Below are 17,167 nucleotides of genomic sequence, written 5' to 3' on the forward strand. Positions count from 1 at the left end.
TTCAACTCATCCATCGTGAATTCCTTGTTGACATCCACGGTCGCCGCCGCCAATTTGGTCTTCTGCTCACCCACCCACTGGGCATACTGCTCGGGGGTCACCGCTTCCACCACGATCGGCATGAAACCGTGCTCCTTGCCGCATAGCTCGGCGCATTGCCCCCGATACGTGCCAGGCTTCTCTACCGTGAACCAGACATCGCGAATAAAGCCGGGAATGGCATCCTGCTTGACCCCCAGCGCCGGCACCCACCAGGCGTGGATCACGTCGTTGGCCGTCAGAAGTATGCGTACCTTCTTGCCCACCGGCACCACCAGGCGGTTGTCAACTTCCAGCAGATAATTCTCGCCCTTGGGCGCGGCATTCTCGATCTGCGCCTTGGGGGTCGCAAGATTGCTCAGGAAGCTGATCCCCTCCCCTTCGCCCGTCAGGTAGTCATAACCCCATTTCCACTGATATCCCGTGGCCTTGATGGTGATGTCCGGACTGGAGGTGTCCTTCATCGCAATCACCGTCTTGGTCGCAGGGTAGGCCATGCCAACCAGAATGAAGATGGGAATGATGGTCCAGATAATCTCAACCGTGGTGCTGTGATGGAAGTTCGCAGCCGGATAATCCAAAGACTTGCGGTGTTTCAACACGGAGTAAAACATCACCCCAAACACGCCCACGAATATCGCCAGACAGATCCATAACAGCATCGTGTGCATGTCATAGATCTGCTGCGCGATGACCGATTGCGGTTCGGGTAAGTTCAACTGGTGAGGATCCGCCGCCGCCAGGACCAGCCCGCTATAAAACCCCAGCGCCAATGCCCCCACTATTCTTGCTGCTGCTTTACCGCTCATATTTCCCCCCAACCTTGTTGCTGACGCGCACCTGACCGAAGCCTTCGACCAAGAGATGGACAAATTCCTGATAACGATCTCTTGTGGCTTGTGCCTGTAACAATTACTGAGCGTTGCTCGTTCCTTATAGGGATACATCCCGGGGGTCCGATTCCATTTCAAGATAAACGGACTCTGTTATCCGGTATCGAATCGTATTGCCCGGCAGGCAACAAAACCTTGATGAACGTCAACTTCCGTGCGGGTAGTGAATAACTCGGCTGCCGAGTTGGGGTGCGGGATAATCGCCAAGACGGATAATCGTCAAGACTTGGCTATGGGGCAGGCTTGCGCTACGCCTCTGCCGCGTGAGGCGCCGTCACGGCGCGAATCAAGGACGGAAGCTGAATGAGATGCCGACAAGACCGCTGCAACAGGAAAATGAGGGAAACGAGAGGAAATGGGGATGGGAACAAGCGGAGCGGTTAACCGGCCGGAAGCAATGAACAGGCACATGAATTCGCGCAGTTCGGACAGCCCGAACGGGGCGGGGAGCGGATTGAACGGTTCCTGAACCCGAAACAATACCCGATTATGGGTTGGAGACGGAACCGCAGCGAAGCGATAGGCGACCGATCAACAATTTTTAAACCGCCGCTTTTCTCCATGCGGCGAGAGAGCCGCGCCGGAGAAAAGCATTCGTTCCCGAGATGACCGGGTTCGCTCGCGACAGTGCTGGAACACTTCACAGGCAAAAGGCAGTGCTCTTGGCGTACCTTTCCGATCCGTTTTCCGGGCTCTCGAGGTTTTAGCTCTTCCCAACGCTGGTCGGGGCACCTACCTTCGCGGCCAAGTCCATTGCAAGCTGCCTGAGCGTTTCGCCTTCTTCCAGGTCGTCGAGGAAGCGCTGGGGAATGCCAGACAGCCCGGTTTGGGCTCCGGCGAGCGCCCCGGTCAAAATGGCGCGCGCCTGGTTTTGCCCGCCGCCATTCACGGCGTGCAGCACAGCCGATTCGAAGTCGCGAGGGAAACGGGCTGCCAGGTAGTAGGCTGCGGGGAGCTGGTGATAGATGGCGCAAGGCATGCCGTATATGAGGGAAACCTTCCACGCGGGCTCTATCGGGATTCCCGGGTCCGTCGCGGCAGTGGAAACATACGACGGCGTCAGCAGGGCGTCAGGGGATGCGAAACGTCCGGCGCGAGGCGGATCCGGGTCGCCGGGACGGGGCGGTTGCAGATCTGAGTACGTCACCGCGTGAAAAGGCAGTTGGCCCGTCTTTACCAATTGCATCATCTTACTGGACAGCGTCTTGTCGAGCTTGTGCCCCTGGACCAGGAGACCGAGCACGACCCCGTAAGCGACCGTCATCGATAGCACGACATCGTCGATCTGAGTAAGACGGGCGTTATCGGAAATAACGGTGGCCAGTTCGTGGGGCTGCATGGCATAGCGAACCGCCAGGGCGAGCGTGCGTTCGATAGCTTCGGTAGTATCGGCATTACCGCCGGTCTGTCCCCAGGGCAGTCCCTCCTGGACGCGCTTGCGCCAGGCGTTGCGGATGGATTGGCTCGTGTATCCGCCTGGTCCGTTCGCCGGAGTACCGTCAAGCAAGGGGAACAGCTCTTCATCCATGCGCCTGCAGAAATCCGCTTCGTCATAACCGCCTCGCTCCACGAGCGAGCGGAGCATGAGCCTGAGAATAATGCCTGCCTGAGACAATTGGCCCGCCTTGAGGCCTTCATGGTATCGCCCGGGCTTGGGGTCAGTATAAGTCGTAATCCAGTCCCCGTAGTCACGGTGAAGCTCGTCCAGGTCATAGTACCAGTGAGGCCCAAGACCCAGGGCGTCCCCAATAAAGGCGCCCATGATGGCACCGGCAGCACGGTCTTGAATGGCGGCGTCGGTCATGTTCTGATCCTCCTCGTGGTTAAATTATTTCTGAACAAGGCGCCCATCGCGCCGTTAGACCGGAAAAACTCGACTTCCATTTTCTGCCCGCAATCGTCACTTTCTTTATAGCCCACAATATCTTGTTCCCCGTAAATCGTACACTTGCTGTTAGCGCCGGATATCCGAGCAAGAGTGCGGGCCAAGACCATGAGCATCTATCACTTAAAGCCTATGCAAGAATGCGTGCGCGACCGGGGAAGAGCCTGCGAAGCGTGAGGCAAACGAAATTCTGAGACATTAAATCTCTAGAATCGCTTCGCCTTTCAGGGCCGCAAGGTTCAGACCCTCGCTCTCCTTCCCTAGATACTGGCAACACGTTTCTCAACAAATGATTTCAGAATCCATCCCAGGGACCCACGCGGTGCTACGCATGAAAAAAATTACGTTGCCGGTTGCCATCGCTCTCTCGGCCTGCGCGGGGCTCCCCGCCGGCACACAGGGCGCATCGGACATACGGGGCGTGCAGAGCCCGAGCAGTTTGCAGACGCCTTATGTCACCCCCACTGCGCCGGACTGGCATGTGACCTCCATCATTTCCGCGGGCGATGCCGCCGACAATGGCTACAAGATGGTCGGTATCCCGGATGGCCTCGGCGCTTACGACAACGGCAACGGCACGTTCACCGTGTTGATCAACCACGAACTCGGTGCCAGCGATGGCATTGAACGGGCGCATGGGGCGACTGGCGCGTTTGTGTCCGAGTGGGTGATCAACAAAGCCGATTTCAAGGTGATCAGCGGTGCGGATCTCGCCACCACTCACCTCGTATGGAACAGTTCTGCCAATCGCTATGAGACCGCAACCGGGGTGGTCAATCGCTTTAACAGGCTTTGTTCTGCCGATCTGCCCGCCGACTCCGCTTTTTATAATAGGGCCAGCGGCAAAGGCACCATGGTGCGCCTCTTCATGACCGGCGAGGAAGCTGGCACCGAGGGTCGCGCGTATGCGCTCATTGCCACGGGAACAAACAAGGGCACGGCTTATGAATTGCCTAAGCTCGGCAAATTCTCATGGGAAAACAGCCTTGCCAATCCCTACTCCGGCGACCGCACGATTGTCATCGGCACCGACGACTCCACGCCGGGACAAGTGTACATCTATCGGGGCGCAAAGACCGATAGTGGCCTTCAAATCGACAAAGCCGGGCTGACCAACGGCACCCTTGCAGGGATCAAGCTTGCATCAAATCCGGGCATGACCGGTAACCTGGAATCAGGGCAGATCAATGGCACGTTCTCTACTGTTGCGGTCGATACCTCTGTAGATGGCGCCACCCAGCAGGCGAACAGCCGCTCGGCGGGTATTACCGAGTTTGCGCGTCCTGAGGATGGCCATTGGGCGAATGCGAAAACCTTCTACTTCGTCACCACCGGGGCCGATCCTGACGGACCCGGTGCTGTCGGGACGCAACCGGCGCGCCTATATAAGCTGGTGTTCGATGAGGCTGGGGGTGAGGTCGATTACAGCAGCGGCTCGATTGCCATGGTGAAGGACAGCAGCACGCTGATGGGAACCGACGGCCAGATTGCCCGGAAGTTCGACAACATAACAGTCGGGGAAGACGGCAAAGTGTACATCCAGGAAGATGGAGGCGACAGCGCCTATATCTCCAAGACCTGGATGTTCGATCCCGTCGCCAACTCATGGGCACAGATCCTTGAGTCGGACCGGGCGCGGTTTCTTGCCCCGGCAGCGCCATTCAACCACGATGAGGAAAGCTCCGGCATTATCGAGATTACCTCGATTCTGAGACGGAACGACGGACGGCGTTACTTCCTCAGCACGATGCAGGCACACTACGTCATTCCCGGCGAACTTGTCCAGGGCGGCCAGCTTTACCTGATCAGCGCAAGTACGGAGCCCTGAACCTCGGGCTTGGCGCTAGGCCCTCCGTCTGGTCCCTGTGCGCCGTAGCTCCGTGGGGACCCGTCCCGCCTGCATGCCCGCTCCACCCACGTCAATCGAAACGGAGCGTATAGAATACGTCTATCGCATTGTCGAGGCCGGCTCTGGTGACGACGGTGATCTTTGGTGTGAGGTTATACGTCAGCTTCGTTATGCCTGCCACCGCAGTCAATCCCTGTTCATAAGTGATATAAGCGCGGTCCGACAAGCGCTTGCCAACCACGCCAACCTGCCCCATCAGGGGGTCGATTCCTGATTGGCGGATGGAGAGCTCATCCACCCCGATGGTCCGGCTGATTTTTTCCATTACGCCCCCGGCCTGCCCGCCCAAAATGGAGCCGGCAGCGGAGATTAAAAGCGACGCGTCCGCCTTTCCACCGGGAGCGCGGCCCAGCGCGATCCATGACAGCTTTTCCAATTCAGGCAGGTCAGGCGTGGATACGAGCCGTACTTTAGGCTGCCGCACGGTTCCCGTCACCTCCACGCCTGCCTCCACCGCCAGCCCCTTGCGCAAGGCAAGTATGTTCAAGGCCGGATCGTCGATGGGGCCCTGGAAATTGACCATTCCGCGCTCAACCACAAGGTTTTGACCGTAGGCCTCAAATTTCGTATCGCGCGCCGCTATGGTTCCCATGGCGCGCAAGGGGCGCCCCGGCTCTCCCCGCAGCTGCAACTCGCCGTCCAGCCGGCCCTGCAGACCGGAAGCGCGTATATAAAACCGTTCACCCAGGTTGAGACCGGCCTCCACATTGATCCGCAGCCGACGCTCGGGTTGTGCGGCCCCGTCGATATCCTTTCCGACGACGACGACATCGTCCGGCAGATGCGGCCGGCCAGCAGTAGGCTGGGCGAGCAGACCGGCATCCGCCGCCAGCGTGCCCCTTAGCGTGAGCATGTTATTTTCAAGCGTGGCCCGGCCGTTGCCGGAAGCAATAATCCAGCGGTCGGGGCGCTGGGCCAACGGTAGCAGGCTGGCGGTTACTTCCAGATTACCGCGCTCGCCCGCCAAGTCCATTACGCCGGATGCGCGCAACTTGCCAGGACCTGCCGCCAGCTTCAGGTTTTTTAACAAGGGGTCCTTGGGTATCGCTTGATGGGGCGCGCTGAAGTCCAGGACCTCCATATGCACCGCTTCCTCGTCAAAATGCGCCGCCAGGGTTCCATGCTCCAGCCAGATGCCCTGGTCCAGCAGGGCCACCGTGAGATCGTCGCCGCGTACGCGTCCCTTGAGGCGTGGCTTGTCGAACGTGCCCATCAGGTCGGACTGCAAGGCAAGCTTGCCGGCGGTTCTGAGGTTATTGTCACTCCCGAACGCGGCCCCGCCCCAGGAGATATCCTGCATATCGACGGAAACGCTCCCAGCCAGCGGCGCAGCCGGGGCCACAGTCCAGTTGAGCGCGGATTCGTCCGATCTCGTTACCGGAATTGCAAAGCTTGCGCTTGCGAGACCCAGACGCGTTCCCTGCGCTTTCAATTCACCCATCACCCTGCCCCCTCCGGCGTGGATCGACATCTCCAGCGTTTGCAGCCCAAGGGGAAACGGCGGATCTCCGGGTAATATCCAATCGCCGCTTTCGCGCGCCACACGTAGCGTACCCTGCAACTGCGCGGCCGAGGCAATATCCCACTCGCCGCCAAGCCGCAGCATCTGCTGACCTTCCCCTTCCTGTTCCTCGGCTCCGTCTCTTTCGGTCAAACTGGCCCGGGGACGCAACCCGATCCGGCTGAAGTCGCCCTTGGTGTTCCAGGTCTGCGGTGTCCAGAGAACGCGACTGATGCTTATGTTGCCGCCCGCCATGGCCATGCTTGCTGTGCCAAGTGAAAGGTGATTGGCAGCCATTTCCAGAGGAGCGGCCTCCTTTAGACGAAATGCGAACCGGCCGTCCCCCGACAGCTCCGCGAGCTTGCCGGTCCATCGGGGGTCCCGCCACCCCTGCCATTTTTGCAGCGATTCCCGGAGTCCCCCGCTGATTCGCAGGGCGAGGTTCTGGTTCTCGCCCAGCCGGGCCCTGCCTACCAGCTCGTGCTCCCAGCTGGGCCCGCTCATCTCCAGCTCAACACTTTGTACCACGGTTTTTTGACTAGTCCCATAATCCTTGAGCGACACTGTTAAAGCAACTTGATCACCTTGGAGCGACCCATTCGAGGAGAAGACGGCGAGCTTGTGATCCCCGAAAGACAGGCTTTTCCCTTCGGCGCTGAAGCGTATATCGGGCAGTTTCTGACCAGATTGCCCAAAATCGGCAGCCCCCGTTTCCACTACCGCCTCCGCCTCGAGCGACCCGCGCAGCCCAAACCCGATTTGCGCTAGCTTGGGGGCAAGAAGGCCCAGCCACAGCTGGTCGCCTTTCTGGCCGATCCCCCCTCGCGCCAGCAGCTGGTTTTGACCCAGCCGTAATTCGACTTCTGCCGAACCCCTAGCCGTTGCCAAGTCGCGGCCCAAAAATTCGATGCGGCCCTCACCCGTCACCGCATGGTCCGCTATCCGGCTATTCCCCATCCTGAATTCAACCTTGGCTTCCGGTCCCCTTCCGGACGGAGACTCCAGCTCGCCCGCAACCTTTAAAGTTGCATTTAGACTCGTCCGGGGCGCCTGCAGGAAGGCGGAAACGTCGAAGTGCTGAAGGCTGCCTTCGAAATTGAAAAACCGGGGCGCGTTCAAGCCGAGCTTTCCGCTGCCCATAAGCGCCGCTGCCCGGCCATGCCTGAGATGCAGCTTATTCAGGCTGAGTATTTCCTGCGCTCTTTCGAACACGACCTCCGCTTTCAGGTCTCGGTCAGCGAGTGACAAAATACCCTGCTGGCTTTCAGCATCCCCGCTCAGCTTCATTGTCCCGTTGATCCGAGCGGTACGCAGACGGCTGTCGATGCCCGCAGGATCCAGCCCGATCGCCCGCAGATCCCCGGAAGCGGTGCCCAGCTGGTGCCGCCACAATACGTTGCCGGTGATCTTCGCACCGTTCGGCAGCGCCAACATCAGCTCGTCGAGCTGCAGCGACTCCGGGGAAATTAGCGTATCCGCCTCGATTTCGGTTAGTGGCAAGCCCCCCTGATCGAGTGGCTTGGAAGCGCGGTTTTTACCGGTAAGGCGCCCTTCAAGCCGACCGGCAGCGTTTTCTCGCAGATCGGCCTGAAGGTCGAGCCTGGCTTCCGGCGCCGCTGGCGAGAAAACGTGGGGGTCGAGGCCATTCACTGCCATGCTCAGGCGTGCAACCTTTAGCGGGTCATACGGCCGCAGCTGCGCCCGGGCTTCCCCCGTCAGTCCGCCACCTTCCCCACTTGCCCTTATCTCCAGCTGTGCAAGGCTGCCGACGACGCCCCCGGAGAGGCGGCTTTGCTGTGCTTGCGGCGCACTGGGTACAGCCAACCCCTCCAGCTCCATGCGTGCGCTCAAACCGAAGGGTTTGGTCCCCTCGATTTCGCCGGAGGCGGTCAAGGCGCCAAAATCCAGCCGGACGCGAAGATCGGGCACCCGATGATGACTGCCGTCGCTAAAAAAGCTCGCAATAAGTTGAGTCGCGGCGAAATCCGGCTTTCCGTCCTTCTCGTGCAATACGCGCAAGGCGCCGATATCTAGCTTGTGTAAGCTGACGCCAATAGGCAACTCAAGCGTTTGGGGAAGGGATCGGGGCTCCGAAGAAGGCGGCGAGATGATTTCGATATCTTCCACCGCCAAGGATGTGATCTCCAGCAGTCCGGACCTGAGAGAACCCGGTTGCCAATGCAGTCTTACGTTGCGGCTGACGGCAACCGAGTCGTCCGCCGTCAGGCGGACGACATGCGCGCTGAGGGGCCCCATGAGTGTGCCGTCCAGGCCTTCGATCGATACTTGGCCGCTGCTGAGATGCGACACGGTCGACCCCGCCCATCGAAGGCCGGATGTGCTTGTCGTCAGCCAGACACCAAATCCCGCAACCATCACGACAAAAACCGAAACCAGCAACGCGGCAGGCTGCCACCGCGGCGCGCCGGACTTTCTGGAAAGGTTGTCCTTTACTCGATGTTCCATGTCTGGTCGGTGGACGCCGGTTAGAATGCCACGGCAATGGAAAAGTGCATGCGCAGTTTCCCGTCGCGATGACCTCGGGCGAGATCCAGTGCGAGCGGGCCTACCGGGCTGCGCCAGCGAATGCCGCCGCCATAGCCGACAACAGGATCCAACCGTTGCCAGCTGTCGGCGGCATCACCGACATCGGTGAATATGGCAGCACCCCAGTTCTGGGTAAGCCAGTGATTATATTCGATGGTTGCAGTGGCAAGGACGCGTCCCCCGACCACGGCGCTGCCCTCTTGCACACCCAGGCTCTGGAAGGGGTAACCTCTGACCGACTGGATGCCGCCAGCCCGGAACAGGTATTCCTGCGGTATGCCGAAGCGCGAGGGAGCGAACGTATAACCGAGCTCTCCCCGCAGGAACAGGACATGCCGGTCCCCCACCGGATACCAGAACTGGTGCCGCGCGTAGGTACGCACAAAATCCTGGTCGGACAGGACCTGCTTGCTGCCACCCCCGACTCGCAATTCGGTCACGCCGCCATCCCGTGGAAAAAGGGGATTATCCACGGAACGGTAGCGCAAATACCCGTCCAGCGCCAAGGTTTGATTGACCTGGTGCAGCCCCCCTTCAGGATTACGGTCTTCCCGTTGCCAATTTATTGCAAGCCGCGTTTCGGTATTGCCGAATATCTGATTACGGCTGAGGCCTACTTTTCCCCGGATGGTTTCAAGCTGCTGGATGAAGTTTCTTTCGGCCGTCGCCCCCAGGGAAAACCAGCGGCCCGCCTCGTTGGGCACGCTGTCGAGCGTGGACGCAAGCGTCTGACGCTTTTGCTCCACCCGCAAGACACTGTTGAGACGCAAAGCGTGATCTAAAAGGTTGTTGTTGGTGTAATTGATCTCGCCCCGTGCACCAGTATTCGAGCTATAGCCGGCGCCAAGGGAGATACGCTGCGTTTGTGCCTCCGACAATACCACTTCCACCGGCGCTGCCTGAGACGCGGCCAGATCCGTCTCCATATGGACGACGACAGAACTGAATTGGGGCATCTTCTGCAGCTTCGTCTGGAAGGTGAGCAACTCATCCCGCTTATAGGGATTGCCCGGTTTGAACGGTACCAGGTCTCTGATCAATGATTCATCATAACGGCTGAGCCCTTTTATGATCACGGACCCATAACGAAATGCCGGCCCTGAATTCACCGTTACCCATAGACGGGCCTGGAGTGAGTCGGCATCGACTTCCGCCCTGCTTTCCTCGATCGTTGCTGCGGGATATTCTTCGCTCGTGACGCTGGATAACAATATCGCTTTGGCTTCTTGCCACGCAAGCGAACGAAACGGCTGACCAACCGCCAATGACCAGGCCCCACGCAACTTTTCAACCCGGGCAAGACGCCCCGGCTCTTTAATCGCCAAGTCGCCCGTGAATTCGATATGAAGCTCGGCCACCAGCGTTCGGGGCCCTGGATTCACCTCAAGCGACGGTACGTTATGAGGCGGGACTGAACGAACTTTTATGGTTGGTTTGAAATAGCCTTCAGTGGCGAGGAGCTCACTGATCTCGCGTTGCGCCCGCCGCGCGAAGGCAGCGCGGGCGATTTCGTCCGTAAGCGGCGCCATGGGAGGCTGGAAGTGTGTTTCCAGCAAACTCTTCACGGGTTCCGGCGCCTTTATCGTAATGGATGGTGGCGGTTTCTTTTTCCAGAACAGTTGTGCCTCTGCCTTGCCGATCGTTAACGTTAGCGCCAAGCAAAGCAATACCGGGATAAATACCGATATCGGGATGCCCGCCGTCCGAGAACGGGTGAAGTATGGGACGATAGACATGGCTCAATGAGATCACGCGGTGGAAGACCCCAATAAAAGGAATTAAGGGTATTTCCGACCGCAATCATTTCGAGTCCCACTCCCCGTATAGTGTTCGAGGGACTGAATTGCGGACTCAGAGGTACAGCAAGCAAAGGCTTGCAAAGATAGGTGTTGTGCTCGAGTAGAAATGGCACAGCTGCTGGAATTATCGATAATACCTAGCAGCACTTGCCACTGCAACCGAAGAGAACAGTTAACCCTGTGTTAAACGCTGCCTCGTCGGCACGAAGGTCAAGTCAAGCGGCCCAGCGGTTCAGCGCGAAACCATCCGGGGAGTGAGTGGGTTCGACGGGAGATGTCAGGCGGCAAGCCGATGGTCGGCGCGGTGTTAACAAATCCCGCAAGTACATGATTTCGCTTTTGTCCGTGGCACGAGGCATTAACTTCCATTAGTTTTCCGTGAAACCGCAGCTTGCCGCTCCACCGCCGTTCAACTGCATGAGATTCTCCGATATGCTCTCCGCGGCAGCCGCCACCACATATTGAATCCCTTTGACTAGGCTTTCAATACTGTCGCCCGCCGACTCTGATATCAGCGAATAACACGCGGCGCTACGCGCCTGGGTCGAGTGGGTGATTGTCCAGTCAAACCTCGCGTTAACACTGCTGCCGATCGTTGCGTCGAATTGGCTAAGTTCAACCGCAATACGATAGACCGCTTGACCGGGTAGCCGACCACCCCGGATAACTTGTATCGCGCCAATTTTCCCCGCGATAGCCGCGGCAAGCGCATCCCGCAGCTCGTGATTAAAAGGGGAAGACCACCGCGCCTGTTCAAGAACCAGGAGTTCACCTCCCTGTCCCTTGCTACTGACGACAAGCTGCGGACGGGCAAGCCGTTCCGGTACGCCGACCGGCATTACCTCAATAAAAATCGGAGTAACCGAATATCCTGAATATGGGTCCTTTCCCCTTGTATCAGATGGGACCGACAATGTATAAAATTTCGTTTTTTCGCCCACAGAGGCACAGCCGGCGGCCAGGAACACTACAGCCAGCAAACCACAGATTGAACTTGGCATGAATTTCAATGCTTGTCCTCCCGCTTGCCACGGATTATCGCTTCTGGATGACGTTCCAGATAGTCGGTTAGAACTCTCAACGAAGCAGCGGCACGCGCCAGTTCCTGTAAAGCCTCGCGCAAATCCTGCTGCAAGGGGGCGTCTTCCGCTAGCGTACGCTCCACCGTCCCCAGCGCTTTACGCGCGTCCTTCATGGCGCCGGCAATTTCTGGTGCAACATCGTTATTCAACTGCTCGGCCAATCGTCCTGCGCTGTCCAGTGTGTGCTGGAGCGCGTTCAATGATTGCCGCACATCATCGCCGATTTGATCGAACGGGACTTTGCTGAGCTTGCGCGTTATTTCCGCAATGTGCGCCTGAATTTCATCCGAACCGCCGGGAATGGTTGGCAACTCGATAAGTGTACCGGGAGCGCTCGCATCCGCACCGGGCGGCCCTGCTTTTTTTACAACCTTCGATAGAGACCCTTTAGGAAAAAAATCCAGGGCAATATACGCGTGGCCGGTCAGAAGATTAGCCGTTAGTAGTTTCGCGGCCAAGCCACGGTCCAACATCGATTGCAGACGTTGCTGCGGCGTATGGGCTGGCTGCTTTCCCTCATCAACAGCGACCGTTCCGCTTAGACGTGCAGGGTAAACTTCTCCCAGCACTGGCATGACGAATTCTTGTTGGCTACTGTCATATTCGATTCCAACCGATTTGACCTTCCCAAGGACGATGCCGCGAAAACTTATCTCCGCGCCGGGCACCAATCCGCGCACGGATTGCTTGAAATTGAACAATATCATCTGCGGTTCGCCCTCGTTTCCTGACAGCGCTTGAATCTGGCTTTCCGCCAGGGTGAACGCGGTATTTTCTTTCGCTTTAGGTCCAGGACCTTCCTCTGGCGACTGAAATGCGAGACCCCCGAGCACAATGGAAGCGAACGATTGCGTTTTGAGTGAGGCGCCACTGGGACTTATTTGCATATCGATGCCGCTGGCGTGCCAGAAGCGCGTATTGATACCAACCAGCCTGTCGTAGGGAGTATTAACGAATATACGCACCGTAATGCCTTGACCGTTTTGATCAACATTATACGCCACGACCTGTCCCACCTTCATTCGGCGGTAATAAACGGGCGCGCCGATATCCAGCGAGCCGATATCGGCGGCATGCAAGACATATTGTTTGCCGGAGGCGTCGCGCGTCACGATGGGGGGCGACTCCAATCCGGTAAACGTATATTTTTTTTCACTTGCAACGCCCGGGTCGACGCCTATGTGCGGCCCGAATACCAGGGTGCTCAGTTCCGATATCCCGGAGAGCGCAAGCCGGGGGCGAACAACCCAGAATCGGCTGTCGGCCGCGGTAAAGCTCTTGGCCTCTTTTTTCAACTGCACTTTCACCAGGACATAAGAGCGGTCCTCGCTAAGGGTGACGGATTGCACCACGCCAATTTCAATGTCCTTATATTTAACTTTGGTCTTGTTGCCCGCTTCAAGACCCCCGCCAGATCTGAATGTTATCGTAATTTCCGGGCCGCGCTGGATTACAGTATTAACCGCGAGGGAAATTCCGATAATGGCGGCAAGTATGGGAATCAACCAGATTAATGAAGGAACCCAATCCTTTTGGCGCGCCTTTTCAGGTGCCGGCATTGCTTCGGCCAAGTGAACGGCGTCCCCCGCATCCCCGGTTTTCCCTGCCTCATCTGTTCTGTCCCCGTTCACGCCGTTACCTCGGAATCCCGTTCGTTGGCGGCATCCCATATCAAGCGAGGATCAAAGCTCATTGAAGCAAGCATGGTCAGTATCACTACTGCCGCGAACGCTGCGATCCCCGGTCCCGGATGGACCGCGGCAAAGCCGGGGAGCTGTACAAGACCGGTCAATAACGATACGACGAAAACGTCCAGCATCGACCATCGGCCGATTACTTCGACCACGCGGTGAAGTTTTGTCCGCTGCAGGAGTTGCCAGCGACTACGCCGTTGCACCGTTATCAGCAGCAACATCATGGCCGCCAGCTTGAACAGCGGCACCACAAAGCTGGCGATAAAAATGATAGCTGCCACTACCCATGAGCCCGAAACCCAGAAATAAATGATGCCGCTCATGATGGTGTCGTGCTGCTCCCCCCGCGGGAAGGAGGTGGTAACCGTCACGGGAAGCATATTTGCGGGCAAATACAGTATGAAAGCGGCAATCAGGAAGGCCCAAGTTCGACGCACGCTGTCAGGCTTCCTCATCTGCAGCTTTGCTCCGCAACACCCGCAACGTTCGCTCGCTTCAACCGCTTTCCATAGTTTGGCGCAATGAGCGCAGGCAACCATGTTCAGGCTCGCCGCCGTTTTCACGATGCTTTGTCCTTTACGGCTTCTTCGATTGATCCACCGGTTCCGGTTCTGTTTGCCGGCATCGCCTTATCGTCATCATTGTTAAGCAGGGACATGTGCCACATACATTGCGGATCGAATGAGAGCACTGATGCGAGAAGCAAGGCGAGTCCGCCCAATGCCCATAGCGAGATTCCCGGCACGACCGTTGCCATGCTCGTCATTTTGACAAATGAAACGATGGCGCCGAGCAGCAGAATCTCCAACATAATCCAGGGCCGTAACAATTGAATCATTCGCACCAATAAATTGAACCCCAGTGGATTCACCCGCCGCTTTATGCATACAAGCAGATAGAACAGAGCAACAAGTTTAACGAAGGGGAACGCAATGGTCGTTGCAAATATCAGAAATGCAATCAAGGGCATCCCTGCCGTATTCATGGACAATACGGAGCCCATGAGTGTCGTCTGGTTGGAACGACCATGAAGCTCGATTTCCATAATCGGAAACGCGTTTGCGACAATGAACATGATCAGAGTTGCAATAGTCAGCGGCAGAATGCGCCTGCGATGGGCCTGCATGTCCCGTTCCAGCTCACCACCGCAGCGGCTGCAGCGCGCGATCTCGCCAAGTCCCAGCGCTGGCCGGATGTGAACCGCATCGCAATGTTCACAAGCCATTAAACCCGGTATTTCTTGCACGGACAGTCACCGTAGTGGAGTTTCGAGAGTCGTGTTCCGTCGCAGAAAGGATATCTCTGCAAGACGACATAATATTTGCTAGTCCGATTTGCGGGACTACAGGACACGTTGTGAAAATAGAACTCACTTCGAGTTTTAGTCGAGCTTCTCGACTTTTACCAGCTTTTCATCGCCCTTAACCCACATGCACCATGAGGCCGGATGTATTCGGCGGCTGAGCGTCCATCTGCTATGCTAGAACGAAGGCCCGGCGGATTGGTCTGAAATACAGTGAGTTTCAAGACAAAAAGGATCGATAAATGGACAAGAAAGCGCAACTCAATTTCTGGTACATCATTATCGCCATATTTGGCATTTTGCTCATACAAAGCATGTATTCGCAGTACACCAAGGTGGAGCCGATCCCTTACAGCCGCTTTCACGAACTGCTCGACCAGGGCAAGATCGCGGAAATTGCCATCACCCAGAATCACATCTACGGTTCGCTCAAGGAGAAAGGTGCGGATGGAATCCAGGATTTCGTTACCACCCGCGTCGAGTCCGATCTCGCCGAACAGCTCGACAAACACAAAGTCATATATACCGGGGTAGTGCAGAGCACCTGGTTGCGCGACCTGCTGTCATGGATCTTGCCCATGGCTATATTCATCGGTATCTGGCTGTTTCTTATTCGTCGCATGAACCCAGGCGGGGTCACCGGCGGATTAATGGCAATCGGCAAGAGCCGGGCAAAGGTATTCGTTGAGAAAGAAACAAAAGTTACCTTCGACGATGTGGCCGGGGTCGAAGAGGCGAAGGAGGAACTGGTCGAAATTATCAATTTCTTGAAAGACCCGCAGGGGTATAGCCGCCTGGGCGGGCGGGCGCCCAAAGGCATCCTGCTGGTTGGCCCGCCGGGCACTGGTAAGACGCTGCTGGCGCGCGCCGTTGCCGGTGAAGCAGGTGTACCGTTCTTCTCGATTTCAGGCTCCGAATTTGTCGAAATGTTCGTCGGGGTTGGCGCTGCCCGCGTGCGCGACCTGTTCGAGCAGGCACGCCAGATGGCGCCGGCGATCATTTTCATCGATGAACTGGATTCGCTGGGGAGAGCTCGCGGCGCTTACGGACTAGGTGGGCACGACGAGAAGGAGCAAACGCTGAATCAGCTCCTGGCTGAACTTGACGGTTTTGACTCAAAAAGCGGAGTCGTACTACTGGGCGCCACCAACCGCCCGGAAATTCTTGACCCAGCACTTCTACGGGCTGGCCGGTTCGATCGTCAGGTTCTGGTCGATCGACCAGACAAGCTGGGTCGCGAGCAGATCCTGGCAGTGCATATGAAAAAGGTAAAACTCGATGCCGATGTGAAGCCGGAACAGATCGCGGCGCTGACACCCGGCTTCACCGGCGCGGATCTGGCCACTCTGGTCAATGAGGCGGCGCTTCTTGCGACCCGGCGAAACGGCGCGGCAGTAACAATGAACGACTTCAACAATGCCATCGAGCGCGTCGTTGCCGGACTTGAAAAACGCAACCGCCTGCTGAATCCGTTTGAACGGCGGGTGGTCGCTTTTCATGAGCTGGGACATGCAATGGTCGCACTCGCCCTACCGGGAACCGACGAGGTGCACAAGATTTCGATCATCCCTCGTGGCGTCGGCGCCCTCGGCTATACCATTCAGCGTCCGACAGAGGACCGCTTCCTGATGAAAAAAACGGAACTTGAGAACAAGATGGCTGTGATGATGGGCGGACGGGCGTCGGAACAGGTCGTATTCAACGAGATCTCAACCGGCGCATCGGATGACCTGGTGCGTGCTACCGACCTTGCCCGAGCCATGGTGCTGCGTTATGGCATGAGCAGTGCATTAGGGAACGTGGCATATGACCGGGAACGCTCAGTCTTCCTGCAGCCAAATATTCCCCTGCCGCAGAGTCGCGAGTACAGCGAGGAGACGGCTAAAGCAATCGATAGCACGGTGCGCGCACTGGTGGACCGCGCCCTAGAGCGGGCGATCTCCATACTGAAGATGAACCGGAGCTTGCTGGACCGCACCGCCGAGGAACTGCTCAAGAGTGAAACGCTCAACCCGCCGCAGATAGAAGCGTTGAAACGTGAGATCCGGAGGGGCGAGGCGCTTGCAGCCTGACCCGGTTCAGCCATGGGGCGGGTGCCGACTTAAGGGGTATTGAAACTCTGTCGCAGAGCACGCTACGCCACATGGGGATAATCTTGAGTTGCCCCGCGTCGTGCGCAGGTCCCGCCTAGACTCTCGGCGCACGACGCACCAGGCGCGTATTTGCACATGCCATCAGTACTCGATTTTGCTGCAACGGGAACAGACGTCGCCTCGGAGTGCCTCGCTTGCCATTCTCCTGGAAAGAATGCTGAGGATCACCCATTGGCGCCGTCGCCCTTCGGGCATCCCATCCGCACAGCCCATTGTGGTGCCCGGGAGAGCTTGTTCAGAGGCTTTTTAAATAACTGTAATTTACCGCGGCCTTCGTGTATACTACGCAAAGCGATGGAAAGGGTACAAACGTCGCAACGTGTATCTCTTCCCTTTTCTTCGGTTCATCGTTCCTGACCGTT

The 17,167-nt window shown here is 57.6% G+C and carries 10 protein-coding genes; 2 read left to right on the forward strand and 8 right to left on the reverse strand.

Annotation, left to right across the window (positions count from 1 at the left end; genetic code table 11):
* Positions 1–848, reverse strand: an 848-nt coding sequence (gene coxB / locus BM022_RS05200) for a cytochrome c oxidase subunit II (RefSeq protein ID WP_091137468.1), incomplete at its 3' end; no start/stop codon positions are given.
* A gap of 787 nt (positions 849–1,635) precedes the next feature.
* On the reverse strand, positions 1,636–2,736 hold the full coding sequence (locus BM022_RS05205) for an ADP-ribosylglycohydrolase family protein (protein WP_091137470.1): 1,101 nt from the start codon (positions 2,734–2,736) through the stop codon (positions 1,636–1,638).
* A 412-nt stretch (positions 2,737–3,148) separates the two neighbouring features.
* Here BM022_RS05205 and BM022_RS05215 point away from each other — a divergent pair, with 412 nt between their 5' ends.
* The gene (locus BM022_RS05215; protein ID WP_091137473.1) at positions 3,149–4,645 is read left to right on the forward strand and encodes an alkaline phosphatase PhoX; all 1,497 of its coding nucleotides are present in this window, start codon (positions 3,149–3,151) and stop codon (positions 4,643–4,645) included.
* Between the two features lie 91 nt (positions 4,646–4,736).
* Here BM022_RS05215 and BM022_RS05220 read toward each other — a convergent pair whose 3' ends face one another.
* The 6 genes from BM022_RS05220 to BM022_RS05245 all read right to left on the reverse strand — a co-directional run bounded on the left by BM022_RS05220 (position 4,737) and on the right by BM022_RS05245 (position 14,595).
* Positions 4,737–8,693 (reverse strand): translocation/assembly module TamB domain-containing protein, encoded by a 3,957-nt coding sequence (locus BM022_RS05220; protein ID WP_091137475.1) that lies wholly within the window; start codon positions 8,691–8,693, stop codon positions 4,737–4,739.
* A 20-nt stretch (positions 8,694–8,713) separates the two neighbouring features.
* Positions 8,714–10,510, reverse strand: a complete 1,797-nt coding sequence (locus BM022_RS05225) for an autotransporter assembly complex protein TamA (protein ID WP_091137477.1) — start codon at positions 10,508–10,510, stop codon at positions 8,714–8,716.
* A gap of 431 nt (positions 10,511–10,941) precedes the next feature.
* A complete protein-coding gene (locus tag BM022_RS05230) occupies positions 10,942–11,574 on the reverse strand; it encodes a PqiC family protein (protein ID WP_143079531.1) in 633 nt (210 codons plus the stop codon).
* Between the two features lie 5 nt (positions 11,575–11,579).
* Entirely contained in the window at positions 11,580–13,286 is a 1,707-nt protein-coding gene (locus BM022_RS05235; RefSeq protein ID WP_256208949.1) for a PqiB family protein, read from the reverse strand.
* A complete protein-coding gene (locus BM022_RS05240) occupies positions 13,283–13,912 on the reverse strand; it encodes a paraquat-inducible protein A (protein WP_256208950.1) in 630 nt (209 codons plus the stop codon). Before BM022_RS05240 ends, BM022_RS05235 begins: the two co-directional genes overlap by 4 nt.
* Entirely contained in the window at positions 13,909–14,595 is a 687-nt protein-coding gene (locus tag BM022_RS05245; RefSeq protein WP_091137481.1) for a paraquat-inducible protein A, read from the reverse strand. Before BM022_RS05245 ends, BM022_RS05240 begins: the two co-directional genes overlap by 4 nt.
* 299 nt (positions 14,596–14,894) lie before the next feature.
* Between BM022_RS05245 and ftsH the strand changes: the two genes are divergently transcribed.
* The gene (gene ftsH, locus BM022_RS05250) at positions 14,895–16,724 is read left to right on the forward strand and encodes an ATP-dependent zinc metalloprotease FtsH (protein WP_091137483.1); all 1,830 of its coding nucleotides are present in this window, start codon (positions 14,895–14,897) and stop codon (positions 16,722–16,724) included.
* Positions 16,725–17,167: the final 443 nt, after the last annotated feature.

The sequence above is a fragment of the Nitrosospira sp. Nsp14 genome, assembly GCF_900113575.1.
Classification (GTDB): domain Bacteria; phylum Pseudomonadota; class Gammaproteobacteria; order Burkholderiales; family Nitrosomonadaceae; genus Nitrosospira.

Coding starts and splice junctions, on each gene's coding strand:
- BM022_RS05220 (WP_091137475.1), bottom strand. CDS start 8,693: ATGGAACATCGAGTAAAGGACAACCTTTCCAGAAAGTCCGGCGCGCCG.
- BM022_RS05205 (WP_091137470.1), bottom strand. CDS start 2,736: ATGACCGACGCCGCCATTCAAGACCGTGCTGCCGGTGCCATCATGGGC.
- ftsH (WP_091137483.1), top strand. CDS start 14,895: ATGGACAAGAAAGCGCAACTCAATTTCTGGTACATCATTATCGCCATA.
- BM022_RS05230 (WP_143079531.1), bottom strand. CDS start 11,574: ATGCCAAGTTCAATCTGTGGTTTGCTGGCTGTAGTGTTCCTGGCCGCC.
- BM022_RS05225 (WP_091137477.1), bottom strand. CDS start 10,510: ATGTCTATCGTCCCATACTTCACCCGTTCTCGGACGGCGGGCATCCCG.
- BM022_RS05215 (WP_091137473.1), top strand. CDS start 3,149: ATGAAAAAAATTACGTTGCCGGTTGCCATCGCTCTCTCGGCCTGCGCG.